Source organism: Lactococcus petauri, assembly GCF_002154895.1.
GTDB lineage: Bacteria > Bacillota > Bacilli > Lactobacillales > Streptococcaceae > Lactococcus > Lactococcus petauri.
Window position 1 is genome coordinate 92,875 of record NZ_MUIZ01000001.1, and the last position, 26,076, is coordinate 118,950.

Annotated in this window: 32 protein-coding genes; 2 read left to right on the top strand and 30 right to left on the bottom strand. The window is 34.3% G+C overall.

Going from position 1 to position 26,076, the window contains the following annotated elements; all coding sequences use genetic code 11:
• The 29 genes from BZZ03_RS00520 to BZZ03_RS00670 all read right to left on the bottom strand — a co-directional run bounded on the left by BZZ03_RS00520 (position 1) and on the right by BZZ03_RS00670 (position 22,546).
• Entirely contained in the window at positions 1 to 792 is a 792-nt protein-coding gene (locus tag BZZ03_RS00520; protein WP_086582001.1) for a ParA family protein, read from the bottom strand.
• Between the two features lie 3 nt (positions 793 to 795).
• Entirely contained in the window at positions 796 to 1,584 is a 789-nt protein-coding gene (locus tag BZZ03_RS00525; protein ID WP_086582002.1) for a hypothetical protein, read from the bottom strand.
• A gap of 157 nt (positions 1,585 to 1,741) precedes the next feature.
• Complete coding sequence (locus BZZ03_RS00530; protein ID WP_086582004.1) at positions 1,742 to 2,185, bottom strand: DUF3850 domain-containing protein; 444 nt, start codon at positions 2,183 to 2,185, stop codon at positions 1,742 to 1,744.
• Positions 2,186 to 2,316: 131 nt separating this feature from the next.
• Complete coding sequence (locus BZZ03_RS00535) at positions 2,317 to 2,592, bottom strand: hypothetical protein (RefSeq protein WP_086582005.1); 276 nt, start codon at positions 2,590 to 2,592, stop codon at positions 2,317 to 2,319.
• 1 nt (position 2,593) lies between these two features.
• Positions 2,594 to 2,992: a hypothetical protein gene (locus BZZ03_RS00540; RefSeq protein WP_143466324.1), complete on the bottom strand. Its 399-nt coding sequence runs from the start codon at positions 2,990 to 2,992 to the stop codon at positions 2,594 to 2,596.
• An 11-nt stretch (positions 2,993 to 3,003) separates the two neighbouring features.
• Positions 3,004 to 3,318, bottom strand: coding sequence for a hypothetical protein (locus tag BZZ03_RS00545; protein ID WP_086582008.1), 315 nt, complete (start codon positions 3,316 to 3,318; stop codon positions 3,004 to 3,006).
• Between the two features lie 101 nt (positions 3,319 to 3,419).
• A complete protein-coding gene (locus tag BZZ03_RS00550; protein ID WP_086582010.1) occupies positions 3,420 to 3,722 on the bottom strand; it encodes a hypothetical protein in 303 nt (100 codons plus the stop codon).
• A gap of 76 nt (positions 3,723 to 3,798) precedes the next feature.
• Positions 3,799 to 4,083, bottom strand: coding sequence for a hypothetical protein (locus BZZ03_RS00555; RefSeq protein ID WP_086582012.1), 285 nt, complete (start codon positions 4,081 to 4,083; stop codon positions 3,799 to 3,801).
• Positions 4,074 to 4,295 (bottom strand): hypothetical protein, encoded by a 222-nt coding sequence (locus tag BZZ03_RS00560; protein WP_086582014.1) that lies wholly within the window; start codon positions 4,293 to 4,295, stop codon positions 4,074 to 4,076. Before BZZ03_RS00560 ends, BZZ03_RS00555 begins: the two co-directional genes overlap by 10 nt.
• Before the next feature lie 96 nt (positions 4,296 to 4,391).
• A complete protein-coding gene (locus BZZ03_RS00565; RefSeq protein WP_143466325.1) occupies positions 4,392 to 4,691 on the bottom strand; it encodes a hypothetical protein in 300 nt (99 codons plus the stop codon).
• A 174-nt stretch (positions 4,692 to 4,865) separates the two neighbouring features.
• Positions 4,866 to 5,690 carry a DNA adenine methylase gene (locus BZZ03_RS00575; RefSeq protein WP_086582019.1) on the bottom strand — a complete coding sequence of 275 codons (825 nt, stop codon included), beginning with the start codon at positions 5,688 to 5,690 and terminating at the stop codon, positions 4,866 to 4,868.
• Positions 5,691 to 5,995: 305 nt separating this feature from the next.
• Positions 5,996 to 6,334, bottom strand: a complete 339-nt coding sequence (locus BZZ03_RS00585) for an ArsC/Spx/MgsR family protein (RefSeq protein WP_086582023.1) — start codon at positions 6,332 to 6,334, stop codon at positions 5,996 to 5,998.
• A gap of 115 nt (positions 6,335 to 6,449) precedes the next feature.
• Positions 6,450 to 7,316 (bottom strand): SprT-like domain-containing protein, encoded by an 867-nt coding sequence (locus BZZ03_RS00590; RefSeq protein WP_086582025.1) that lies wholly within the window; start codon positions 7,314 to 7,316, stop codon positions 6,450 to 6,452.
• Positions 7,309 to 7,452, bottom strand: coding sequence for a hypothetical protein (locus tag BZZ03_RS11960; RefSeq protein ID WP_158092861.1), 144 nt, complete (start codon positions 7,450 to 7,452; stop codon positions 7,309 to 7,311). Before BZZ03_RS11960 ends, BZZ03_RS00590 begins: the two co-directional genes overlap by 8 nt.
• 110 nt (positions 7,453 to 7,562) lie before the next feature.
• A complete protein-coding gene (locus BZZ03_RS00595) occupies positions 7,563 to 8,276 on the bottom strand; it encodes a hypothetical protein (RefSeq protein ID WP_086582026.1) in 714 nt (237 codons plus the stop codon).
• Positions 8,276 to 9,214, bottom strand: coding sequence for a hypothetical protein (locus tag BZZ03_RS00600; protein WP_086582027.1), 939 nt, complete (start codon positions 9,212 to 9,214; stop codon positions 8,276 to 8,278). The genes BZZ03_RS00595 and BZZ03_RS00600 overlap by 1 nt, the downstream gene beginning before the upstream one ends.
• A 50-nt stretch (positions 9,215 to 9,264) precedes the next feature.
• On the bottom strand, positions 9,265 to 9,921 hold the full coding sequence (locus tag BZZ03_RS00605) for a hypothetical protein (RefSeq protein WP_086582028.1): 657 nt from the start codon (positions 9,919 to 9,921) through the stop codon (positions 9,265 to 9,267).
• Positions 9,922 to 9,950: 29 nt separating this feature from the next.
• Entirely contained in the window at positions 9,951 to 10,490 is a 540-nt protein-coding gene (locus BZZ03_RS00610; RefSeq protein ID WP_086582029.1) for a hypothetical protein, read from the bottom strand.
• A gap of 214 nt (positions 10,491 to 10,704) precedes the next feature.
• Positions 10,705 to 11,343, bottom strand: a complete 639-nt coding sequence (locus tag BZZ03_RS00620) for an AAA family ATPase (protein ID WP_416171631.1) — start codon at positions 11,341 to 11,343, stop codon at positions 10,705 to 10,707.
• 33 nt (positions 11,344 to 11,376) lie between these two features.
• Positions 11,377 to 12,345 (bottom strand): hypothetical protein, encoded by a 969-nt coding sequence (locus BZZ03_RS00625; protein ID WP_086582035.1) that lies wholly within the window; start codon positions 12,343 to 12,345, stop codon positions 11,377 to 11,379.
• 394 nt (positions 12,346 to 12,739) lie between these two features.
• The gene (locus BZZ03_RS00630; RefSeq protein ID WP_086582037.1) at positions 12,740 to 13,219 is read right to left on the bottom strand and encodes a hypothetical protein; all 480 of its coding nucleotides are present in this window, start codon (positions 13,217 to 13,219) and stop codon (positions 12,740 to 12,742) included.
• A gap of 57 nt (positions 13,220 to 13,276) precedes the next feature.
• Positions 13,277 to 13,864 carry a hypothetical protein gene (locus tag BZZ03_RS00635; RefSeq protein WP_086582039.1) on the bottom strand — a complete coding sequence of 196 codons (588 nt, stop codon included), beginning with the start codon at positions 13,862 to 13,864 and terminating at the stop codon, positions 13,277 to 13,279.
• Between the two features lie 356 nt (positions 13,865 to 14,220).
• The gene (locus tag BZZ03_RS00640) at positions 14,221 to 14,895 is read right to left on the bottom strand and encodes a hypothetical protein (RefSeq protein ID WP_086582040.1); all 675 of its coding nucleotides are present in this window, start codon (positions 14,893 to 14,895) and stop codon (positions 14,221 to 14,223) included.
• A 1,014-nt stretch (positions 14,896 to 15,909) separates the two neighbouring features.
• Positions 15,910 to 17,385 (bottom strand): AAA family ATPase, encoded by a 1,476-nt coding sequence (locus BZZ03_RS00645; protein WP_086582042.1) that lies wholly within the window; start codon positions 17,383 to 17,385, stop codon positions 15,910 to 15,912.
• A gap of 39 nt (positions 17,386 to 17,424) precedes the next feature.
• Positions 17,425 to 18,450, bottom strand: coding sequence for a hypothetical protein (locus BZZ03_RS00650; protein ID WP_086582043.1), 1,026 nt, complete (start codon positions 18,448 to 18,450; stop codon positions 17,425 to 17,427).
• Positions 18,434 to 19,267, bottom strand: coding sequence for a hypothetical protein (locus tag BZZ03_RS00655; protein WP_086582045.1), 834 nt, complete (start codon positions 19,265 to 19,267; stop codon positions 18,434 to 18,436). The genes BZZ03_RS00650 and BZZ03_RS00655 overlap by 17 nt, the downstream gene beginning before the upstream one ends.
• A 15-nt stretch (positions 19,268 to 19,282) precedes the next feature.
• A complete protein-coding gene (locus BZZ03_RS00660; protein ID WP_086582046.1) occupies positions 19,283 to 19,603 on the bottom strand; it encodes a hypothetical protein in 321 nt (106 codons plus the stop codon).
• A gap of 295 nt (positions 19,604 to 19,898) precedes the next feature.
• The gene (yjeM, locus tag BZZ03_RS00665; protein WP_019293151.1) at positions 19,899 to 21,428 is read right to left on the bottom strand and encodes a glutamate/gamma-aminobutyrate family transporter YjeM; all 1,530 of its coding nucleotides are present in this window, start codon (positions 21,426 to 21,428) and stop codon (positions 19,899 to 19,901) included.
• A gap of 167 nt (positions 21,429 to 21,595) precedes the next feature.
• Positions 21,596 to 22,546, bottom strand: coding sequence for a DUF4822 domain-containing protein (locus BZZ03_RS00670; protein ID WP_086582048.1), 951 nt, complete (start codon positions 22,544 to 22,546; stop codon positions 21,596 to 21,598).
• A gap of 113 nt (positions 22,547 to 22,659) precedes the next feature.
• Between BZZ03_RS00670 and BZZ03_RS00675 the strand changes: the two genes are divergently transcribed.
• Both BZZ03_RS00675 and BZZ03_RS00680 read left to right on the top strand, forming a co-directional pair.
• On the top strand, positions 22,660 to 24,126 hold the full coding sequence (locus BZZ03_RS00675) for a sensor histidine kinase (protein WP_086582050.1): 1,467 nt from the start codon (positions 22,660 to 22,662) through the stop codon (positions 24,124 to 24,126).
• Positions 24,127 to 24,135: 9 nt separating this feature from the next.
• Positions 24,136 to 24,825: a response regulator transcription factor gene (locus BZZ03_RS00680; RefSeq protein WP_086582052.1), complete on the top strand. Its 690-nt coding sequence runs from the start codon at positions 24,136 to 24,138 to the stop codon at positions 24,823 to 24,825.
• A 49-nt stretch (positions 24,826 to 24,874) separates the two neighbouring features.
• Here the strand turns inward: BZZ03_RS00680 and BZZ03_RS00685 are convergent, their stop codons facing one another.
• Positions 24,875 to 26,044 (bottom strand): VOC family protein, encoded by a 1,170-nt coding sequence (locus tag BZZ03_RS00685; RefSeq protein ID WP_029343325.1) that lies wholly within the window; start codon positions 26,042 to 26,044, stop codon positions 24,875 to 24,877.
• Positions 26,045 to 26,076 lie beyond the last annotated feature (32 nt).

Sequence of the window (26,076 nt, forward strand, 5' to 3'; positions counted from 1 at the left end):
TTATGCTTCCTCTAAAAATTCTTTGACGAATGCCATATAATCTATAGCCGCAGTAGCTTTAGGTGCGTAGTCGTAAATACTCATACAACTTGCTTGAGCTTCTTCTATCGCCACTGTATGTCTAATACGTGTTTTAAAAACTTTTGTATCCATTTCTTTTGCGATTTCCTCAATACGAGAAATAAAACCACGGGCTAAAACCGTTTCACGTACATCACCAATGAGGATACCTTTAACCTTCAGGTTTGGATTGGTATAATCGTGGACTGCCATTAAAGTTTGTTGCAGTGAGAGTAATCCATCTAAACAATATTTATCCGGCTTTGCTGGAATCAGCAACTCATCAGAAGCTGTCAGAGCGTTAATTACCACCATAGATACAGCAGGAGGTAGATCAATGATAATATGATCATATTCTGTTTCAAGTTGCTTTAGTGCTTCACGAAGCTTGTACTCTCTTCCTAAAACACTTTGGAGTTCAATATCTAATTGAGCAATCATCACTGATTCTGGTAATAGATCAATTGGACCAGCATGTACAATTACGTCGTTTATATTGACTCGTGTATCATTATTTGCCGTTAATACTCCGTAGAGGCTCATTAGACCATCCGGTGTCTCCGGTGAGACAGTTTTTGTTGTATTTCTTTGTTGGTCTCCACCGATTAAGAGAACCTTGCTTTTTGGTTGTACAATTTTAATCCCATACGCAAGACCAAGTGATGTTGTTGTTTTTATTCCTCCTCCTTTGGGAAGAAATACACTTGTAATTTTTGCTTTTTTTCTCTTCATTGTTTACTCCATTTCTTGTTCCTTTTTAGGTGCTGGTAGACAGCCTAAGAAAATAAATTTGCTTGCTTTTGTAAAGCCGTTTGAACGTGCAACACATGTCAGTAAAAATAATGTACACCAAACAATTGTAATTGGAATAGCGGCTGACATTTGGTGATGAAAGGCATCTAATTTCACTTTAGGTAACGCCTCATGCATAGCAGTATAGCGTAAGTAATCATCAACTGGTAAAAATATTTGTTGTAAAAAGTAGGTGTCATTAAGGTAAAATATATCAAATATTAATGAAGGTATGGCACCGAGCACTAAAATTAAAATCATTATTGCACGAAGAACCAATGCTACATCCGTCCAATTTTTATCTCTATACTCTTTTTTTCCGAAAATAAATGGGAGATAATTTAGAAGAATATCACGCTTAATGACAGAATATTTATCTAGACTTAAGATTTCATAAGAACATATCGGATAAATCCAATAGTGACGATCAAGGCCTCTCGTTTTTAATCTTTTAAAGACGGGAATAAACTTATCACTAATAATATATCGTGTTACTAACCAAGTTAAAGGTATTGCATATATCAAGGAACTAATCATCATTTCTAGATTTCCTATTGAAATATACCAAAGACGAAGTGCCCATAGAAAATTACCTTGTAATAGGTTTTGTATCATATATACGATAAAAAATATGCCAAGATATCTATAAAACATAAATCTTATATATTTACTAGTTGTAAAAGATTCTCCAGTTTTTTCTTTCAAAGTGTGATAGATTGACAGTTTTTTCATTGTTTTTTCCTTTTTTACTCTTAAAGTTATTGTTTATTCTATTATAGCACTTCATTACTCTTAATATTAATAGTAATGGTAACTTTTTTACAGGTTTACCTTGTAGAATAAGCAGATAGCATCTTCGTAACAAGACTTTGCTTTTTCCAGCTTGATTTCATTTGACTACCTCTGTACCAAGAACAACATAATCATCTGGTAAATGATTTGTATGGAAGTATTGTTCTAATACTTCGCTTATCTTTTCTGCAGTATCATCCGCTTTTTCATTGCTTGCATCCATAAGATATTTAAGAGCTGCTTTCCATTTATTTGTATTTTCAAATTGATTGAGAATCCATGTTACTCTTACTCTGATGGTGTCTGCTTCATCTTCTTCACGCAGCTTTAATATTTTTCCTTTAACAGGTTCCAGAGTAACTTCATCAGTACAAATAATTTCAACTGCTCTTAAATAACTCAATTTACTGTGATACCTCTTTAATTCTAAAATATCTCCGACTTGATAATCACGGTCATTCTTACGAACTTCAAACTCTTTTTCCTTAGATTCTTGTTGTTCAAAGTATTTACTTTCTTGCTTTAATACATGTGTTTTCACTCTTTGTCTATCTCCCCTAACTATAATAAATATATAATATAATCGGAAGTGGCTTTATAAGCTGTACTCCCTTGTAATCACTGCCTTTATAAGGCTTTTTTTATTTTGGTTAAAATGGGTTGTTTTTTCAGTTATTCCGCATAATAACTTTCCGTATTAGTAATAAGTTTTTCTTCATTCTTAATCTGGTCAATTATTCGTTGAGCTTCCTTTTTTGGATCACTCCCATGATAATATTTACTTCTTGATCTTCTGCGCTGCCATTCGCCATCTGTAAAAGTTTCTTCTACCTCAATTAAATATTGAACAAAAATAGAATTTTTACTCTCAATCGTCTTGATTGTTACTTTGAAACGACCAGAATATTTTTTCTCAAGTTTCTTTTTGGAAAGGTCAATAACATCCATATCATCCCTCAATCTCCACAAATAGTTTAGTTACTGGATTAAGATAGGCGCAAATTGCTTCATACTTGTGGATATCTTTAGCATACTCATTGAGCTCATTTGAATAACTCCAAAATGATTGCCTGTGATTTTGCATGAAAAATTGCCAATTAAAATTATTCAAGGTGCTACTTTTATCATCCAATTCCTCCGCAATATTCTTCGATATGCTGAGTTTGGGCTGGATCGTCTCTTTTTCAAATTTAGAGAATAACTCTTCAGCAGCTTTACCGTTTGGTGCTGTTACTGTAACTGTTTCACGACATTCCATATTTTGACAACGACATTGATAAACTCTATTTTCGTTGTATCTTAACTCTGCCATCTCATGACAAATCGGACATTTTATTACACTATTCATCTCTGTTCCCTTCATAACCAGTCTATTACTGGTCTTTTGTTTGACTCTCCACTGAATGCTTCACCCAAATATTCATAGAATTCTTCAACAGCAGTATTATATCTATCTCCATAAAACTGCTGAGTTTCTTTTGATTTATCATTACCACTCAACCATACGTTAGCATCCAGTGCTGTTTGTAAATATCTAAGAAGTGGTTCATGAGCAATCCACGATTTACCGATATCAATCGTTGTTTGAGTTTTACTCCCTAAACCTGATAATGGAAGAATTTTACCTGCCATATCATTTAGCTCATAAGCTCTTTTTTTTTCTGCCTTATTCATCAATATCCCCAATTTCTAAGAGTGCTTGCTTCAACACTTTTTTTACTGATATAACGTAATCAAATAAATAATCATTTTTGAATGCAGAGTATAAGTTTCGGTTATTTTGAATACTCCTTGTCGTACCATTCTTTAAATTCTGCCTCAGTGGCTTCCCCTTCCCAAGGACATTGAACTACAGTATTAAACCACCAGCCTTCATGCCATTGTTTTAGTGTCATTTCATAGTGAGAAGCATTTTCCATACCATCAAATTCAGGAACTCTGTGACAGCGTCGATCAATCCAATTTTCATATTCTAAATCACAATCCCACTCATTTATGGCTTCTTTATAGTTCTTAGCGAATACAACAGCTCCGCCATCATCATCTCTACCTTCAACTGATAAATAATATGCTTTCATTCATTGCCTCCATATTTGTTATTAATCCATTACCCAATAACAGATTCTGCAATTATTGTGTTTGATGTTGTATTATCTAATTCTCTTCCTTATATTTTTTTAATAGCTCTTCAGCGTGTTTCTGGTAGTCCTCACTGGTCACCAAGTCAATTGGCTCGCCTTCTTTCAATGCAAATGCCGCAAAGCTTATCGCAAAATCTAACACCTGTCTGTCAGAGTAGCATTTGATTTCTGAACATGAGAAATCTCCATAATAAATACTTGCTTCATCACGATTCCCAATGGTGAGTGTTTCTGGCTCTAAACTCCCCATTCGTGGAAGCCCAATAATATAAAGTGGTTCAATATTTTTTAATCCCATCCTTCAGTCCTCACAATCTCTGTAGTAAGTGTACAAGTTCTTCCATCTCGGCTTTCAATCCATGGGTCTTTTAACCACTCTAATTTCGCTTCTTCCAAGCTTTCGAAAACATCTTCACTATAAACCGCTTCTCTCCTTGGTTCAGCTGAGATATTTAATAAACAGCCTTGTCCATGTGTCCATCGATGTCCTTTAAATCTGTATTGTGCCATTTGTTTTCCTCCTAATTGACCAGTATTTCAATACATTGTTTTCTAGTATTCGTGTTGTATAACGATGCTAGTTATACCTACATCAAAGAATTCTATTCAATCAATTTTTTCTCGCTCCATTCCATAAGTTCTTGAAATTAAAGATTCCACTGAGCAACCTCGACTACCATATAAATCGCATAAGTCACCAATAAATAATACTCCTGTGCACTCATCCATTGGCTCAATTGCTTTTGCTAACATTGCTATTGGCTTAGGATCATGAACTTCATTTTTATCGTTAAATGCTGCATTATCTGGATTATAGGGAGAGTGATATTCTTCTCCTCGTTCTTTTACCCAGTCAATACCACGTTGCAACGCTGCTTGAATTTCTTCTTCTGTTTTCCCATTCATGGGAGTCGATAGATACCACTTCTTCATTTTTAATCCAATCTAACCGCTATTTTTCGATTTCCTCTGTCTCGTTTTATATTTGCTGGGTAAGACCAAAAGAGAATTGTCTCCGGCTTAACATTAAATCTCTCCGCAAGTTCTTCAATCGTTCTTTCATCTAGAAACTTTTCCCCTCTATATATTGCAAAAATCATCCATATCCTCAAAAAGATTCATCTGGCCAGAAGGCTCAAAGTTGAACCACAAGACTTCTGTAGCTGTCCTTTTCTTTTTAGTCGTAATTCCGACCTGTTGGTCAAAAGTCATTTTCCACCAATCCTTAAGCTCCGTATTATACAAATCAGATTCATACCCACTAAGAATAACCGGGCCTTTATGATTTTTAAGAGCGTCCAGTAATTCAACATGTTTTGTATAGTTCATTTCGTTTGCATAGTGCTTAGATTTCCTAGTTTCATGCAAGTAGGGAGGATCCGCATAAACTAAAGTATCTTTATCATTCATCTCTTTGAGTAACTCTACTGCATCTTTACGTTCAATCTGGGCATCTTTAAGCCTCTCTGCTGCTTGTTGGATACGCATGGGTAACTCGGACCACTCATACGTGTTGTAAGGGCCATTCCAGCTAATATTACGCTTAAATCCTACGTCTGCGTTGGTTTTTCCTCCTACCGCAAACCAGCAACGCACTAACATCCGTCTTGCATCTTCTAACTCATTGTCAGAAATTTCTTTTGACATTTCATATTCTTCACGGCTATAAAGTGTCATGTGAACTGCTCTTTGTAATTCTGCGGGCCTATCACGCATAACTTTCCAAAGATTAACTAGACGTCCATCTATATCATTTACTGTTTCAAGGGTATCCTTTGACTTATTAAAGAAAACCGCTAGACTTCCTGCAAATAATTCTAAATATGATTTATGCTCAGGCATCAGATCAATGATAATTTTTGCAGAACCCCATTTACTCCCGGGATAATTCAGTACACGTTTCATTTTGATTTACCTTTTTTTAATATTTTTCCTTTTGCTTTAATTTGTAAAAGTTCGTGACTCTGGTAGGAATCACTTATCATATAAACCGCGTTACTATCTTGTGCAGAGAAACTTTTTGCTAGAACTTTTCGTAAAATTGTCCCGTTATCTTTATGGAGCACTAACAAGAATACTGTTGCTCCTGGGAGCTGATCTCTTTGATAATCATAAATGTCAAAGTTAAACAGGTCCTTTAAATTTAACAGTCTTCGTAGAATTCTTCGTCCGTTTAAAATATTCTGGTTTTTCCTCATCTACTAAATACCTTAAATGTGATGTCCTCTTGGTAAAAAAGTAGTCAATTCTTCTGTTTGAAAACCGATAACAAGTTTATTATCATTCCATATAATTGGCTCACGTAATAAATTTGGATTTTTAACAATAAAATTTAAAGCTTCAGTAAATGAACAATTATTCATTGCAGCACGATAACCACTTTTTACACAATCATCAAATCCACCTTCTGACAGCTTTAAAATATCAATGACAGTTTCTTTATCAACATTAGTATTTTTCACTCTCTCAAAAGACAGATGGTGAGCACTCATCCAATCTACACATTTCTGTACTGTTTTTTCTTTATCTTCACCAAATACTTTAATCATGATTTTTTCTCCTCGTTATGATTACTATTACTATTACTATTAATAGTAATGTTATTATAACGCTTATTTTTTTATCAGGAACCATAAAATAGACACTTTTCATATTGTCCAAAGATTACTTAATCCCCTTGAAAATAAATTTATCTCCTTTGCAACGTCCACAAATTAAACGATGGAGTAAAAAGGGGGAGTCTTTTCTCTCAAGCCTTTTACACTCTTTGCATTGGTAAATATAAGGTGATTCGATAAATTCATGGTCCGCTGTATAGTATTTCTTTACTTGGCCAAAGTATCTCTCCGCCCTCTTCAACGCTTCTGAGAGATCACTAGTAACATAGGCACTTCTCATGCTGGTTGTAGTCTCTTTTGGCACCTTTAATAGATGTTGGCTCATTTCACTTCTTAAGTAGCTCCCATCTGGTAACAAAACAATATATCTTGGATTTTCAATAATATTTTTTCTAGCAGTATCAGCTTGCTTTATCCAAATTTCATTCATTCCAAATAAATTATCTATTTCTAACCCTAGATGTTCACATTTCAAACAGGTCATCTGTTTCTCGTCATCTCCGTAACGTATTCTTTTAATCTGGCCACACTCAGGGCAATAACCCCTAAAATAGAGAAACTCATCCCCTTCATGATGATATGTTCCTCCTGCATCAACACGACAAGACCATTCTTTAAACTCTTTATTGTGACCATGAGGCTTATTATCCATAAAGAGAAAATAATGTATTAATTCATGCCTCACTGTTTTTATAAATCGAGGAGATGCGAAATGTCTAGCATAGAGTTCCATTATGGGGGCGTTGTCTCTTGGAAATCTTACTTGACCAGCTGTTCCTGTATGTGCTTGGAAAGGAAAAAATTTTGCTTGATGTAAAAAGGGTCTATTAAAGTCTCTAAGAGCAATCTTTTTTACATATTCATCGACTAACTTATTGGCTTGTTCTTGTGTTAAAAACAGATTATCACTCATTTACATATTCCTCTGAAGTATTTTGTTCAGGTGTACGTTCTTCAAAGGTCTTGGCAATCAAACACGATCCATATCCCATCACTTTTGGAAAGGATACATCAATTGCCTCTTTATAGTTTTTAAATTGATCCATCATTTTATCTTCATTTATCTTTTTCTAGAAATTACCACTAAAACCTTAGAATTAAGAGCTAATCCATTTTTTTCACAGTCAGTATTACCCATACTCAGAAAATAAATTTGAATTTAAAGGGTACCTTTTCTTGAAAGTAAATATAACGCCTCAAAAGTTTCCAATTTTAGTTTTACAATTTTTCTTTTTCCCTTGACAAGTTCATATCTTGAGTTATAGCTCAATCCTGTTTCTTTCAAAACCTCAGGCTTTATATTAGAATTCAAAAATTCTTCAACTTTCTTCTTTGGAACGTCTAGGTTAGTAACCAAACCTAAAAATAAGGATTCTGCTTTTTTTAATTGTTGAAGAGACTTGAGCTCCCAATTTCTAAGATTAGTTACTTCCAAATCTGAAAGTTCGCTATGGTATTCCATTAATAAAAGTTTTAGCTCTTCGTTTGACTTGTTAATTATGTCATTTGTAAATTCAATATTAATTAGTGACTTAGATTTTAGATAGACTCTTTCAAAAGTTTCAAATTTACAATGGTCAAGTTCTTCATGACGTTTCAAAGTATGAATTGTTGTATAAGCTACTCCCGTTTCTTTAGCTATGACATAAGCTTTTTCTTTTAAAGAAATTCGAACAATATTTTTATACGCTGAAAAATCATTTTCAAAATTAAAATACTCTCTACTTAATTGAGCCATACCTTCAAAAAAGTTCCGATAGAGTTTATTAAGACCTTCTTTAATCGAAGGGTGTTCATTTACAAAAAGTACAGGGTTTTCTAGTAAAATCTTTTCTGTTCCAAAGTAGAATTCTTCTTTAGTTTGTAGACTCATTATTTTTTCTCATTTCTATTATTTTTTTTATTTTTGGGACTAAACTTTACCAATTGTTTTTCAAAGGTATTTATATTTGACCTGAATAATGTACGAGTATGTAAATTAAGGCCCTCACCTCTCTCAACTTCAGATAATTTCTCCATGCCCAGTAACTGACACATCTTTCTGCCCTTATTTGTAACACCAACCGCAAAGATATTGAATGAATCTTTCTCTATCAGAAAAATATCCCGTAAAATATCTACTGTTGCTTGATGAATTAGATTTAGAATGGCTTTATTGTTTTGATACTTCCTCTTAACAGCAATAACGTCAATGTAAACAGGACTTCCTTCTTTGAAGTGATCACACTTCTCCCAGAGGTCAACACTACTTAAGCCCACTTTGTGGTAGAAGTCTTTATAAAGTAATTGAGGTGCTGCAGCTTTCAAAATTCTTACTTGTATATATCCCACAGGTACACCATGCTTTTCACCTGGTGCCCTAGCCATAATAATTCTTGAATAGTATCCATAGTTTAGGAAATCACGCGCGTGGATATACTCCTCTTCTCTAAAATATTCCCAATTTTCCTCATCTGTTTGTCTTGCCACATCAAATAACAACTCTGCATAATCAATACATTCTGCCGGAGAAGCAATGGAGTAGGATGTTTGCGTTAATTCTTTGAGTCTCTGAGAAATAAAAGAGTCAAAATTTGATTTTATCCACCGGCCCTTTTCCTTTTTTCCCAATAATTTCACTGCATGAGACTCTGCAGAAAGCATTAAAGAAAAATCTGTTGCACCTAAACTAATGTTGATGCTACCATCCTCATAAACAAGCTGTTGGCCCCCATCTTCCATCTCTTTAGTGGCCTTGTCGAAAGCTTCGTTATATACTTCTTGAATATGCCCCAAGCTTGTAGCCTCATCTAGTCTTTTTTGATAATCCATAGATTAATTTTCTTCTTTCTTTATATAATTAAAGTCAATGAATGTCTAACTCAGTACTTAAATATATTTAAATATTTAATACTATTCCAGTACTCTGGTGAATCAACTAATTGATTAAACAAATGATGAAAGCCGCATTCTCTAGAATATTCTTTATTAATCACCTCTCTCAAGTCAGAATCTAGAGTCATGTCCCTTTTTAATTCATCAACTGTTTTTGGAACAATTAATGCAGGATCATGTGCTTCACTATCCCATTCCCCATTGATGATATCTTCAACATAACCTTGGTACATTTCAAAGCGACTGCTGTATTTATATTCCTCAGGCTTTATAACAACCCACTCCTCAAAAGAGGGAAACTTATGATTAGCTTTATAATAAAAATTTTTAAAAGCAGCCAAAAGTCCCTTAACAGTTCCGTCGAACTTAATGTAAAATTGATCACCAGAAGATATTTCCCAATCCAATAAAGCTTCTTCACCTTCTTCAACAAAAGTATTAGTCGAAAATTTAGGGTTGAGGATTTGAATTAATTCACTTCCATTCCTATTCCTTTTAAGATGATCGATGAGGACGTGACAGCCAGACTCAATTTCTACGCTTGATTTTTCCTCCCACTCTTGATTCTTTATCAACTCTAATTCATCATAAGAAATTTCTTTTCCTGTTTTTAAAACATATTTTACTTTTTTTGTTATTCCCATAATATTATTCTTTCTATGTTTGAGTAAACTTACCTACTCGTTTTGTCATTCATTTTTATTGTCGTTACCTGTTGTGCCCTATCTTTATCAAGAACTAAGACCTCAAATTCACCACGTCTCAAAAAGAGTGACAAAATGCTATTCTTTTTAATTTTATAAACGGTTATTTCATCAGTTTCTCTTTCCTTGGCAAATCGTAGGGCAACATCAAAGTCAAGCGTATAAGCAATCCAATCTGTTTCATCCTTGCGATGTACGCGATAAGCAAGAATTTTATTTGGTAGTTTCTTCAGCTCTCTCAGTTCATCAGGCTTCATTAAACTAATACTTTTGTTCGCGCGTGAATTACTAAAAAGTCGTTTCCAAGTTTGGAGCTCTGTGTAACCTGTATAACTCACCCAGAGCGTCGATAGAAGAAACCAATACGAATAGTCAGAAAGTTGTTCTGAAAGCTCCTCAAAGCGTAATATGGCCTCTGGAGTACCTTCATACTCTATTATGTTTTCAATAATCTTTGAATCTGTTTTTGAAATCTTGAATGCGGTTGAAATATTATTATTTTTGTTCACTATAAAATCTCCTTTTGGTTGGCCATACTAATTGCTTGTAAGAAAGTAAATTTTATAGCGAAGTTTGCTGTTATAACAGTACTAAACAAAAACAATACGCTATAGATAGTAATATCATTACTACAAGTTGCAATACCCCAAATAGCGGTATTTGTTAAGATGTAAAGCCTCCAATTTATTAGTTTATTTTTTCTCATCATTTTGTCCTTTTCTTTTAGTAATTTCCCCAGTAGTCTTCCCTATTTTCTTCTAAGTAATTTCCAAGATTATGTTTTGTCGTATATTGAAAATCACCAATATCATAGGTATTCTCCAAATCATTAAACTCAATTTCATGGGAAAATGAAAAATCTAAGATGTTTTCATCTCTATAATTCGCAATACAAAATTTTGACTGTGTTGGAGGATAACTGCATATATCCCTTTTTAGAAGATCAATTGCAAGTTCCATGTCGCTTTTTTCAAGGAAATTCCAACTCATATTTGGTTCTGATACTCGAAATTTTCTTACGCTATTATTCTGTATTAGATCTCCCAAAAAATTATCAAGGTCATCAATTATTATTAAGTTTGATTTGTTAGAACGTACAAGTTTTCGAACATTAATAAAGTATTCCAGAGGATCAATTGAAATATGGGAGTCTATAAGTTTAATTTTTTTATTCTTTTTAAACTCCGACCATTCAATATTATTTACTGGAAGAGTGTAAATAATAATTTTGTCATATTCGTTTAATGTTATTGCTTCCTCCACTATTAATTTTAAAAGTGTCGTTTTTCCAGTACCAGGATTTCCTAAAATTGATACATTACCTGGTTGAAGTAGTAAATTTTTTATTTTCATTTTATTAATCTATCTTCCTATTATCAGCATTGATAGTCTGAATTAATTACCATTCCAAGGCCCATCCATTGGAATATGGAAATTATTATTTTCTTGCGCTTTTTCTCTAAAAGTATCTTTTGCTTTTTCTATATTCCAGCGTTGAACACGCATTTTATAGTTATTGGCAATATACTCTGCTAAATGAGAGAAAGAGTTACAATGTTCTGAGCTATAGCTTATTGCATCAGACAACCATATGTTCACTTGTAGTGGACTAGGTAATGAAGCTAATGATTCTACAACTTCAAAGCGAATAATATTTCTAGATTGTTCTGGATCCATCATCTGTTTAGAAATAGAATCAATCATCTCTAAAGTTTCAGGAATTTCTTTTTTGGCGATTTCTTCAAAAGCAGAAATTCTTTTTTTATTATTCTTTTCTTCCTCCTCATCCCCATTTAATATAAAACCTTTATTAGTTAATTTATTACCTGTTGATTTTGTGCTGTTCAAATCATGCTGTTCAAAATCAACACCCAAAGGAATCCCACTGTTATCAGGGTGTTGATTTTCAACACCCTGATGTTTACTGGGTTTGTAGCTATCTTTATTTTCCTCTTTTTTAGCCTTTTTTCGATAAAAGGAGGGTGGTTTTCTATTAGATCCAGAACGATAAGCAACTTCCCAACCATCTTTAAAATATTGTTTATTTAATTCATTTATGTCCTGTTCTGAAAATGAGTTATGTGTAAACAAATAATCAAATTCTTGTTTTGGACCTGAACCTCTAGAGAAAGCAATAATAAAGTGATGATCCAGAAGCTCATTCCATATTCTTTCTACAGATGTTTTTTTATTTTTTTCAAAACAATTGTAAAGCTGTGTTTTATGAAAAACATAATCATCTGGCATACTTTCCATATAAGCAAGTAGGCCTCGTGCTTCTAAGCTCAAATCATTACGCTGTAAGAATTCACGACTAAGACTTTCATACCCCTTATTTTTTTTTCTGTATTTTTTTACTGACAAAATATCTCCCCTAATCTTAATTCCAATTTAGTTTGTTAACTTGAAAAGCTTTAACGTTATATTATATTTCCTTCTCTTTATTGCCATTAATATTAATATTAATGGCAATAGTAATGTTAAGAGTAACAAAGAGAAATTTAGATTTATTAAATCTAATAGTGAAGTAAGGGAGTCGAACCCTCAATTAATCAAAGTGACATTTAACTAACTCTTATCCTAAGAAATCTCTGGTGCTATTAATATTAATAGCAATAGTAATCGTAATCGTAGTAATTTACGGTGACAATTAAGTCCTCTAATACGGCGCGTGATTGATACTCTAATGTTTTATTCCTGTTATTACTATTATTGTTAATGTTAATAGTAATTTGGGTTAAATATTTTTTAACTATGTTCAATGATATAGTGCACCATAAATTAAACCAGCACCTTTGCCATTTATGTCAATAAAGGTATCCCATACAATAGCAACTTGTCTTTTTAATCTATTTTTTTGCTTAAGAAGCTTTAAACTTTTCTCCGTATCCTCTGATTGTTTTTTCCATATTGCCTCTTGAATGGCCGCATATCCATCAATTGTATTTCTATCATAACTATCGGAAAGAGAAGACTCTAGCTGTTGTATTTCCTTAGTACGTGATGGCGTTAATTTTGAGGCTTCATCAACTAACTTTTGCTGTGATATTGACATATTATTATCGTAAAATACTTTTGCGGCTATTTCTTGCCGTACCCAACCTCCGTCCTGCATTGAAACCTCAGGAGAAAAAGCGCCGTAGCAAATAAATGCTATATACGCGACTAATATGCTGAAAACAATTTTCCAGCCACGCGCCTTAAATTTTTTCGGGTGCTGTTTAATCCATTTTTTCATTTCCTGTTTATGCCTTCCTCTCTATTACTATTAATAGTAATGGTTGATTTTTGTCTCTTATATAACGTTATAGCTTAACTTCTTAATCAACCATGTATCATCTATATCTTTATAATCTTGATACGCACAATAAATATCCTGATTATCTAAGATTTGATTTTCTTTGAGAGAAGAATAATTATTCTTCTTATAAAATTTAAGACCACTAGGGTAATAAGAATCAGTACCAATAATCAACGTCAAAATTCCTTGACTAACACAAAGCTTTTCTAGCTCTTCAAGTAAGAATATTGCTATATTATATTGTTTCTCATATCGTTTAACTCGTTCATTATTAAATTGTATTTCTACTTCAGTACCCTGGTATCTTAGATCAACAGCAACGTGTTTTAAAATTGCTATTTCCCCATATCTCTTAACTCCCATGCATCCTAGAATTTCTTCTTTTTTAACTGATGAGTTCTTTGACTTTGAATCCGTCGCAATTAAAAACAAGGAACCCTCTGCTGGGTCATAACTTTCTTCAATGCTTAGCCAGTCACCTCGATAATGTACTGGGGTAGGTTTAAAAATATTAATTACTTTGGCATACATATCAAAAGTATCTTTTGATTGCTCATCAGTGCATGTTTTTACTTCAATCATAATTCCTTCTTTTCTACTTGAATCACTTATACCAATCTTCTAAAGTATTACTATTAACGTTAATAGTAATGGCAACATTAGTCTTTAAAACTTACTCACCTTATCTCTCATCTGAAAAATGTTGTTATCTTGAGCTAAGGCGCGTGAAAAAGTGATGAATTCTCCCAAATACCAACCATATAATCAGGAATGGCGACCAAATTGGAAGTAGAATGGTCATAAATAATAAAATAATGAATTCACTCGTTAGTGTCATTGGGATTGTGTCTGAAGCATACATAGATTTTTTCTCCTAAGTTTTCTATCTACTATTAATATTAATAGTAAAGTGATTTTTTTATTTCCGTACTTCCTCATTACAGATAAGTATTAAAATCATTTAAATTGTTTTTACTTTTATACTTTTTTCGTTGGAAGTGGGGAACATTCTCAACCGTTTTTAATTCTGGCCTATTGTAAAACACGCGCTTTGCTTCGATAATTTCATTATCCGTAATACAAATCACTTTTGCATTTTTTCCTAAAACAGTTGCCTTCATAACTTTATGTTCTCGATCCTTATAATCATCTTGAAGTTCACGATAATTTATAAGGAGGTTCTTGATTGACACTTCATCATAGAGTTCGGACTCCTTTATAATTCTAAAGACCTGAGATTTTGATAAATTCAAGTAACTCGCATACTGGCTTAATGAATAATCAGGAAATTTCTTCATCACCCATTTCACTCGTCTTGTATTGCTTGGAAGAGGTAAGTTTTCATTTTTTAAATATCTCTGAATTTGTTTCTGACCCATACCTGTCTTGTAAGACAAATATTTGTAACCATATTCTGGATGTCTCTTAATAACGTTCTTTAACCCTTCGATAACAAGAGAGTAGTATCCTGATACCCTATAAAGGTTGTATTTATTAATGAGTAAAAGAATATGAGTTTCTTTGCACCTCATTTGATGAGCAACCTCAGCTATGGAGATACCTGGGTGTTCAGAGACCAGATTATCTAACTTTTGTTGTATATGATTTTCCATGTTCCCTATTCTTCAATTTTTTATTGTCGCTACTATTAATATTAATAGCAATAGTAATAGTAAAATGTTTGGTCACTCTGACGCGTCATCACTCTTTGTAACCAGAGCAATTACTAACCGGCAGAGTAATAAATTTCCAATAGCTAGAAAGACAAAAATAATAAACTGAAATCGGGTTGGATGATAGGTTAAAATTCTTTTAATTAATTCTGCTAGATTAAACATTAGGCATTAATCTCCTTATTATTTCCATGCTTTTTCTCTTCCTTGATTTATTGCTATTAATATTAATAGCAATAGCAATAGTAATATTCTTATAAAGTATTAATCTTCTCTAAATGTGTAGTTTTTGCTTAAGTACATGTGTAATATTTGCACATATAGATGTGCTATTTTTACACTAGTGAATTCTAAATGTGTAGTTTTTACTTAAGTACATGTGTAATATTTACACATGTATCTGTGTTGCTTTTACACATATAGAGCTCATCAGCTATTATCAAAGAGGGTTAGCTGTTTTTCTGGGTAAGCTTTAGAGGAACAATCTGATACCTTTTCATGATATACACCATCTAAAATAAAAGTTGCATTAGGGAAGTAGGACAACCCTTTTAATATACTTTGCCAGACTTCTTAATCATCACCTCCCAATATAGGGGATCGCTCATTAAGCAGAGTGACATATCTTTCTACTGGAGTGTATATTGTTATAGGGAATGAAGTCATCCGTGCTTTATAAAGTTGTCTTAGTGTATGGAGTATCTTCAAGAGTTCTTGTTCGCTCTCTAATTCATCCATAAAACAAAAGGCTCCCTTCTTCGTTATTTTGTTTTCTCCCACAAGAGTAAAGTGCGGTAAAATACAGAGCCATTAAACTATGGCTTATACAGATAAGGTGAATCGAACATCTTTCTACTACACGTGGGTAGTCCTCTAACCAATGAGTTAACCTGTACATATTATCTTTCCTCTCTCACGCGCGTGACACAGGCCACAGAGAGTAAGAAAAGATATTTATTGAATCATATCTTGCATGGATTTATTCTTCACCTTTTTCGAAGGATTAGAAGCTTTTCCATGCGGATTTTTATTTTCTGAATGAGATTGAGAATCCTGATTTGAAGATACCTGATCCTTAGAATTGTTCCTATTCTCTACAGAACGATTTACGGACTGTGTCGATTGACTTGAACGATTGTTTGGTGAGGCGAACGGAAAGCTACTCATCATCTCTTGGAATCGAGTACCTAACTGTTTATACTCTTCAAGTTCATCTTGTAGTTTCACGCGTTTAACAGCTTCAGCATCAGCTTGCTTTTCTTTTTCTTCAAGCTTTCTTTGAAGGTCTTTAATTGTTTCTTTCTGGCTCTTAATAAGGATTTCTTTGTCTTTTATCTCCTTCTCAGCTTGGGTATTGATCGCATTCTTTATATTAACCATGGTTTGTTCATGGGCTTCAAACTCTTTACGTAAGGTTAGGGCACTTACACTAGACTGAGAGTCAACACTATTTTGTTTTACCTCAGAAAGCTCTTGTTCAATTTTTTGTTTGTCCGCACTCAATTGATTATAAGCTTCACTCCAATTAGATGCTGTTGACTGAGCTTCAACAATAAAGGCTTCGTGTTTAGCTTTAAGTTCCTCAAAAGCCAGTTGATAATCAATACCATTACTTTTACTTTGGGAAGTCTTTCCCTCGTCACCAGAGGTACCATTCCCTAAATGCGGTTCTTGTGCAACTGATGTGGCTGGTGCCTCAGGGACTTGTGGGAGAGAAGGTGTTGCGTCTACTTCGCTAACTTGAGTACTTGGAGTTGTGTCTTGCTCTGATGCCAATTCAACCTCATTTATTTCTCCAGGTACTGTCGCTTGTGTAGAAATAGAACCCATAAGCTCAGAGATATTTGGTACTTCACCGATAGATACATGAGAAACCTCTTCACTAATCTCAGTTTCTTGAACTTCAGGTAACGCAGATGGAGTTACAGGGCTTGAATTACTATTACTAGAATATTCAGCTTTTGCTTTAGGGAAAATGTCTAAAACTTCCTCAAAGGTATTCGCCTCCTCTGGGACTGTTATAATCTCTGAGGCAAGAGCGTAACTTTCTTTGTTATTAATATTAGAGATTGAAGAAACAATATCACTTTCATAGATTTCTTTTAGAATATTTTCCTTCCCAGAAGGGTCTTGTTTCTTAAGTTCTTTTTCTAGTTGCTTATCAGATAGGAATAAACAGAAAGCTTGATAGGGTTGTACTTCCGAATATTTTTCTTCATACTCTTCCATATATTCCATACAGCTTTCAAGAGAAGATATGCTCCCATCAAAGATGACTGGTAGGACTTTTTTACTTAATGCAGTACGAAGTGCATCTGTGCCACGAAGGAGTGTGAGTTTAAAGTCTTTGCCATATGCTTCCTTAAGCATGCTAAAGGTTGATTGTGATGTAGTACATACAAGCACTTGTGGTTTATTAAAAAATTTCATTGTATTTTCTTTCTAGAATTGATTACTGCTTTTATCTTCTTACATGAATAAGGAAACAGAAGGGGGAGGTTCTGGAGAGTCTGGGTTACTTGGAATATCTTCCTTCACTGAAGAAGTATCCAAACCTCTCAGTAACTTCCCTACTGTTTTGCTGTTTAAAGATAACGAGGGGTCTGCGCGTGAAGGGTACATAATATCTAATTGGGGTAAAGACTCTATATCACTGTATACGATATTTTCAAAAGCAAGTCGTCTTTCTTCCAAAGTCAATAGCTTTAAGTAATACTTGATATTATAGTAGTGCAGAGCTTTGGCATATTCTAGAACTAATGGGACATCCACTGCATTAGTCTTTTGTACCAGGGCGCGTGACAATAGTGACCAGCTCCATTCTGAAATATAATAAATATTGATATTTGGGTACAGTGTTAACCATTCAAGAAGAGATTTTCCGTCATACGTTTTTATATGGCTTACTGTTTCTAAAAAGTTTGTCATTTTCTGAACGGGAGCTCCTTTAAAGACAAATATAAGGTCAATAAACTCACCTTTAGGAACTTCCTCGAAATCGTCTATATAGCGTGGGAACTTTGAAACAAAATCAAAACGTTTTTCTGTCAAATTATCAAACTCTACAATCATAGAATGATTCGTCTTGCTGAAGATAAGGTCTGGCACATGATTTTTAAAAGTTCTATTGACGGGAAATTCTAATTGGTACCCTGTGAAGTATTCTAGTACCTCTAAGGCAAGCTTCCTTAAATACTGGTCATGTTCTTCGAAATGCTCTTCAAAGGTACTCTTGGGTCTTATATTCACTTCAAAATAGCCATTTAATTTTTTAGAATTAAAATTATATTTTGTTTTTTTGTCAGCATCATCTGTACTTAGTGTCAAAATATTCAGCTGCTCTGCCTTCTTAAGTAAAGAAGATGGAGGCTTTTTGGTTTTTCCCCCCGCATACGACCATATCTTCGTAAGGTCTCTGTAGGTCAAATCATAAAACATCGAAGCCGTGCCTAAGAATGACTTTTGTAATTGCGTAAATTTAGTCTGATATCCCATAAATTGTCTTAAACTCCTCTACATCATAAGTGCGGTCAAGTAAATCATCGACTATTTTCGGATTAGAATAGCCTTTAATATGTAGTCCGAAAGTGTACACCTCTATTCGTCCTTTTTTTGCAAAGTAGAGATTGTCTCCTCTTAGAATACGATTCAGAACTTCCGGTGTCTTTCTTTTGGAAATACTTCGCAAATAACAAATGAAAATCGGAATAAGCAAATGTCCTTCGTCGTAGTACTTGAAAGTTTCTGAAGTGAAAGTAAATGGATTATTTCTATACTTAGATACAAGCGATTTTAGATATTCATTATTTGATAAGAATGCGTCTGGGTTAAAGCCAAATCTCTGTATCGTCACAAAAAGTTCAAGCTCTTTTTCAGAAAAATTTAAAGCATCACATAAAATATCTTTTGAAATTCTTGGAAGCGTACCATAAAGTACAACTAGCCGGATACCGACTAAAAGTCGCTCAGCAATAAAGGTATCCGTAAAGTCAATCAATAGCTGACGCGGTAGAATATCAAAATTGATAAATCGATAGAGATCATCCACTACCCTTCTCCAAAAACTTAATTGACGCTGGTCTATAGGATAATGTCTGAGTGTTTTTAAAATAACTAGTAGTTCATGGTGGGTGTCTACATCAAAAGACAAATCCTTTGTATAGTAGGTCAGGCTTTCTCTTGAAATATCACTTAACATTTCAAAAGGAAGCTCATTGATTTTATCTTTTAAAGGCTCTGCCAATTCACGGGCAATCTCTAGTTGAAACCGCTGTTCAGCTAGGTAATAATTTCTTATTGTCTCTGGGCTCATAGATAACCGTTTCCCCTATAGTTTTGGAATAAATCCTTTACGTTTAAACTTTTCTATTAATTTATCTCCATCCTCTCGGTCAAAGAAAATTTCATGAGTGGACTCATAATCTGGGTACACAATGGGGACGATAAATCCACTTTTGATATATTTTCTTATAACCTTTGGCGAAGCAGAAGTATATCTAATAAATTCATCTAACGTTAAAGTTTTGTTTCCATTAACATGAGCTAAAAGCTCGCTTAGTGCCAGAATATTCATTGAAGTAGCACGCTTACTGATTTCCATAATCGCTTTATTTACGATTTTAATAATATCGTCGTCTGTATTACTCATTTATTACCTTTCTAAAATCTCTACTTAAATACAAAAAAAGTAGAAAAATAATATTTTTCTACTTTTTGTTTAAAGAATTATTTCAAGATATTTTGGCACATTTTGACACATTAGCCAAATTTAATTATATCTGAGGTGGGTAAATATAGCTATCCGAACAAAGTATCATATTATAGCATATAATATCATGAATCAATTCAAAATAAATTGTGAGGAAAAATATTTCCAAAGAAATGTTAGGAATTTCCTAAAATTGTAATAATCTCTTCAAAGATTTCCGTCTTTTCCTGATATTTTATATCTTAACGCTTTGCTTCTTATAGTTTCGGATCAGCCACCAGCCTAATACACTGAAGACAACTGGTCCAGCTATCATTGAGATAATATCCGAATACACACTTCCCAAAGGAATTTCAGCTGGCGCTTGGAGATAATTTATGACGGGTTCAATAATTGTAAAGAAGTCCGCCAGAATAATCATCAGTGCTGCAATCCAAGAGATGCCAATAGCAAAGGCTTGATTTTTCATAATCGTGAAAGGTTTCTCGATCGCCTGATTTTTCTTGAATTTGATATAAGCAAAGACGATAAAGACATAAGGAAGACTAGAAGCAATATTACTCATGTTAGTAATGACTAGGAAGAATTTATCTGCTGCTCCCTTATTGATGAGTGAAATTCCCATATTCAATAAAATCATTAGAGTCACAATGATGAATTGAGCTTTCATAGCATTTTTAGGCACACCATTTTCTATTTTTCCAAGTTTTCCTGGCCACACTTTTTCCGGTGTCCCCTCCATCAGTTGTTTAAGGGGAGAATAAATCAAAGTAAAGAGTGCACCTATAAGAGTGAGAAACATCGAGAGACCTACATAACGAGCAAAAACTGTTCCCCAAGTATGTACAGCACCAGATGATAGATTGAAGGATTCTGCCAGTTTTTCACCCAGCTGCTGCATCATAAAATAAGTAATATTACCTTGGTTGACTGAACCATCCATAATCCCCGGAATCCAGTCTTTATCAAAATTAATGAAAAAACCTGTACAAAGAATCATGAAAGAATAACCAATGCCAATAATGGCTGCCGAAAGTAAGATACCTTTAGGAAAGTTCTTTTTCGGTTCCACTGTTTCATCAACCAGTCCTCCCACGGATTCTACTCCGGCGTAGGCAAAAATAGCATATACTAAGAAAGCAATAAAAGTAACAAAACTTGTAGGTTGCAATGTTGGATTTGGTGTTGAAATCAAGGATTTTATCGTTAAGGGCGTTGCAGGCTGAAAACCACTTTTAGCTAAAATAATAAAGGCACCGATGATGAGAATAAAATTAAGGGAAACAACAGCAATACCTCCAACTGAGGCCACTTTTTTTATGGTTTCAAGCCCTCTAAGCGAAATGAACGTCACGAGAAACATGATAAGAATGGCCAAAAGTGACACAATAACTGTGCTTGGTAAGATCGTTGTGCCAAAAATCATGTTAGAAATAGGAACTAATATACGGTTTCCTACAGAGACAAACCAGATAACCCAGGACATATACCACATCAAAGTACCAATCATGGCAAAGGATGGCCCCACTGATTTTTCCATCCATGTATAAATACCACCTTTCTCAGCATTAAAAGCTGAACCAAATTCAGTGACCATTAAAGAAAATGGGATGAAAAAGACTAAGGCACTAATAATATACCAAATGATTGATCCGTAGCCCATTTGAAAAAAGGCGAGCGGAACATTCCCAAAGCCATACACCGATGTAAAAATCATCAGGGCTAAAGAAATTGCTGTTAATTTATTTTTTTTAAGTTGCGACATTTTCTTCCTCTTTATGTATTTCTTTGGATTTATTATACAGCTATATGTATATTTATGCAAGAATTTATTAATAAACTGCAGTAAGTATGAATGTAAATAAAATGCTTTTCTATTGTCCCTCCTTGAATCGGCATAAAAAAAATAGAGTAAAATACTCTATTTTTTTACTAGAAGGTAAATGCTGGATTAAAAGCCCCTCTATATGGCTCATGTTCAACATAGACCGCAATATCCTTACCAGCTGCATCTTTCCCCATACGTTTGTAAGTAAATTTTTGAGAATTTAGCTCGGTGATTTCTAATACTGCACCGTATTTATTTTGACCAATAGAAACATGACTTCTAATTTTATTTTTGAAAATCACATCAAAGTAACCAAAATCACCACGGGTATTGCCTGTATTGACATCGAAAAATTCATATTTGCTAGTTTGTGCATCAAATTTCGCAAGACTAATAAACATCTGGTTTTCTTTTGTCACGTCATTACCTTGCTCATCACGTACTACTGTACCATGCCATAAGGTACTACCAAGAATTTGACTGCCGGGCTTTGACTTCACAATTTTGCCTGTTTGAATATGCAATTTTTCACGACCATGTGTAAATTTAAGATTTTTCGCCTTATAGGGTACATGTTCGACATATACTTCGACAGATTGACCATTTTTATCGACACCCATTCGTTTGTAAGTAAATTTGTGGTGATTCAACTCTGTGATATCAACGACAGCTTGATAGTTTTGTGTCGCAGAGATGAGAACACGTTTTGTACCATCATTTGTTACGAAAAATGTTCCTTCATCACCTCTTGTTTTTCCAGTTGTCTTATCAAAAAATTCATAGTAACCTGTTTTGCTGTCATACTTGGCAAGGCCGATGAAGTTACTATTTTCTTTTGTTAAATCATTGCCCTGCGCATCATAAACTTTTGTGCCTTGCCAGTTTGTCTGTGACAATGTTTTTTCATATTGATTTCCTAATGAAGAATCGTTTTTATGTGAAGATGAATGTTGAGACACCTGATTGGCTTGGGTCGAGTGATCTGACACATAAGTATCTGCAAAGACACCAAGTGCTAAGACAGATGAGAACAATACTATTTTTTGAACTTTCATAAGATAATCTCCTTTTTTATTGTATAATTTATTATAGCAAGCAAATATAAACTCCAAATGGCTAAATTATGAACAAATTATAAACTTTTAGCATTTGGTTGAGAAAGAGCTATATGACAATAAAACATAGATTTATCACAACTTACATCAGTGCTATCGCAGTGACATTAGTTTCTGTGTTCTTAATTTTTTCTGTTGTATCTTACAGTACTTTGGGTAAGATTCCTTCTATAAAAAATATTTACAGTATGTTAACGACAAACCAGCCTCTCTCAGAGCAAGAAAAGCAAAGTTTTCTGACTTTGCAAACATTGGTAAAAAGTTCGCCAAATCTTCTTGAGCCTCCTTTAAAGGACGAAGCCAAAGATATTATTCAGAGCATCGAAAAGCAAAATATTAATATCGTCATTCGCAAAGGCAATAATGTCCTCTATCATTCCGAAGAGCTGAAAGCTTCTTCACTTCGGGTTCATATGCCTGAGTTCGACGAAAGCAATCTTAATCCGACAGGCACGATGGATAACAATGGACGTTTTTATAATTACATCAAGTACAGCTTTAGATATGAAGATGGGACTTTTGGTGATTTTCTAATTTTAAAAAGACAAACTAACTTATTTGAGTTCTTCATTCGTTGGGGCATCTGGATGATTCTGTTCATTCTCATTTTATCTGCTCTTATTTTCTGGTTTATCAGTAAGCGGCTTTCAAAAACCGTCATCAAACCCTTAGTTACTCTAGAAAAAAATGCCCGCTATCTGATCGAACAGGATAATATACTTACGGAAAATCCATTTACTGATGATTCAAAGGGTGCAAAAGAGGTTGAACAGCTAAAAGAAAGTTTGTACCAGATGTGGACGGATCTTCAAGCTGCACGTCTGGTTCAGAAAAAGTATGAAGAAAATCGCAAAGAACTGATTGCCAACATCTCGCATGATCTTAAAACACCGATAACTTCAATCCTTGGTTATGTCGAAGGTTTGCAGGAAAACATTGCCCAGACGCCAGAAAAACGAGCACTTTATTTGGCAACCATCCATGAAAAGAGCTTGGTACTCAATGAACTTATCGATGAACTCTTCCTTTACTCGAAGCTGGATATGGATAGTGTCAACTTAAGTTTTAGCAAAATCGACTTTACCTTCTATATTCAGAAGTTTGAATCCGAAATTGCAAGACACGAAAATGTCAATGTTATCCTTCAGCTCCCACAAGATGAACTTCCTGTGCTGTTGGATACAGCTTACTTTGACCGAGTTATGCAAAACCTCATCCAAAACAGTTTTAAATTTGCGCAAGCAGAGCAGCAGTTAGAGATTATACTCACTTTATTTAAAACCTCAAAAGGTGTCCAGTTTATATTTGAAGACAATGGCAGAGGAATTTCACCTGAGGACTTACCTTATATTTTCGATCGTTTATACCGATCTGATAAGTCGCGCACTTCTCAGATAAAGGGCAGTGGTTTAGGGCTGAGTATTGTCAAACAAATCGTAGGACAACATCGAGGGTCTGTTCATGCCGAAAGTACTTTAAATAAAGGCACACGTATTATAATAATTCTGCCTAAAGCATAAGGAGTAACAATGAAAGATAAAATTTTAATCATCGAAGACGATGTGAGTATCGCCAACTTACAAAAGGACTATTTGGAAATTAACGGAATGGATGCTGTGATTGAAACAGACGGAACAGCTGGTTTAATCACTGCTCTAAATCTAGATTTTGACTTAATTATCGTGGATATTATGCTTCCTGGGGTTGATGGATTTGAGATTTGTAAAGCAATTCGAAATAAAAAACAAACGCCTATCATGATTGTTTCCGCAAAAAAAGAAGATATTGATAAAATTCGCGGACTTGGCTTGGGTGCTAACGATTATATGATTAAACCATTCAGTCCCAATGAACTGGTGGCACGAGTCAAAGCTCATATCCAGAACTATAAACTTTTAAAACCTAAAGAAAACTCCGATATTCTTAAGATAGATGACCTTATCATCCACAAGGATTCACATAAGGTTTACGTATTAGACAAAGAAATCATCCTCACGAACAAGGAATTCCAACTGTTGCTCTTTTTAGCCGAACACCCAAATCGAGTATGGAGCAAGGAAAGCTTATTTGAACAAATCTGGGAGATGGATATTTATGATACAGATGTTGCTACTGTTGTTGTTCATATTAAAAGACTAAGAGAAAAATTCAAAAGCGTTCAGTCGCCAACACAGCCTATCGAAACTATTTGGGGCGTGGGCTATCGCTTTAATTTATAATAAAAAACGTTTCTGTCATAAGGACAGAAACGTTTTTTTATTATATTATTTATTTTCCAAGATAACGTTGTTCAAAAGCTTCAAGGCTTTCACCTTCTCGACGTTCAACAACTTTTTCAACAGTCCATAATTCATCATGGCTACGATCACGCATCGTATCCGAAGTATCTAGAGGACGTAAACTTGCTGCTGTACGTGCTTTGACAGCTTCATCTTCTGGGAAGAGATGAGGAGGTAAACTTAGGTCTTTCCCTGCTTCTTCTTTTGATTCGTCAATCCAGAAACCTGAAGTAATTAATGCCTCTTCATAACTGTCGACAGCACCATCACCTGACTCAGCCATATCAAGAGCGCCAATACCTGGTGTAAATGTAGCAATTTCAAACAGAACACCCGGAGCTACACGCACGTATTCGCTAGAGAAGTAGAAACGATCCACCAAGCCAGAATGTGGTAAACGAAAGGCTTGAATACGTTCAATCCAGTAATTTAAAGTTTCAGGATTTGTCGTTCCTAATGCTAAATGGTGAATTGTACCGTAGCCTTGATAAGCATAACGCTCATTTTCTTGCGCTTCTTCAATGATCAAAGCTGCACCATTGCCTCCATTGGCTACTTCAAAAAGATGCAAATTATTTTCTTGACCAGCATAACGGAAGCCAAAGACTGTTTCCAAAATAATCCGTAAATTGTAAGTGTCCGTAACTTTCACAAAGACTGGACCCATGCCAATGATTCCATGTTCAGGCGCTACATTTGAGAGAAGCCATGAACGATCCAGTGCAGCATCACCTGTGTTGTCTTGATCGGAAATCAATTGGTATTTTTGACCATCAAAATCTTCAAATTCGAGTGTTTTCTTGCCAAATTTGACATTAATTTCGCCATGTTTAACATGCGCTTTTTCAAAACGCTCTGTCCAGTAAGTAAGAGAAGCGTCACTTGGTACACGAAACGAAGCACGCTCAATATTGTTTGCCCCATGCATTCCTTTGGGAATATCTTTGAAGTCAAAGAAGGTCATATTTGGACTTTTCCCATCTTCCCCTGTGAAGTAAAGGTGATAAGTCTCATAATCATCTTGATTGACGGTTAATTTTGCCAAACGTAAGCCTAAGATATTTGTAAAAAAGTCATAATTCTTTTGTGCGCTTGATGTGATTGCTGTAACGTGGTGAACTCCACCAAGGATATTTTGTGTTTCAATTTCTGTGTTCATGGGATTTTCCTCTTTTTTTAGTTTTTTTATGA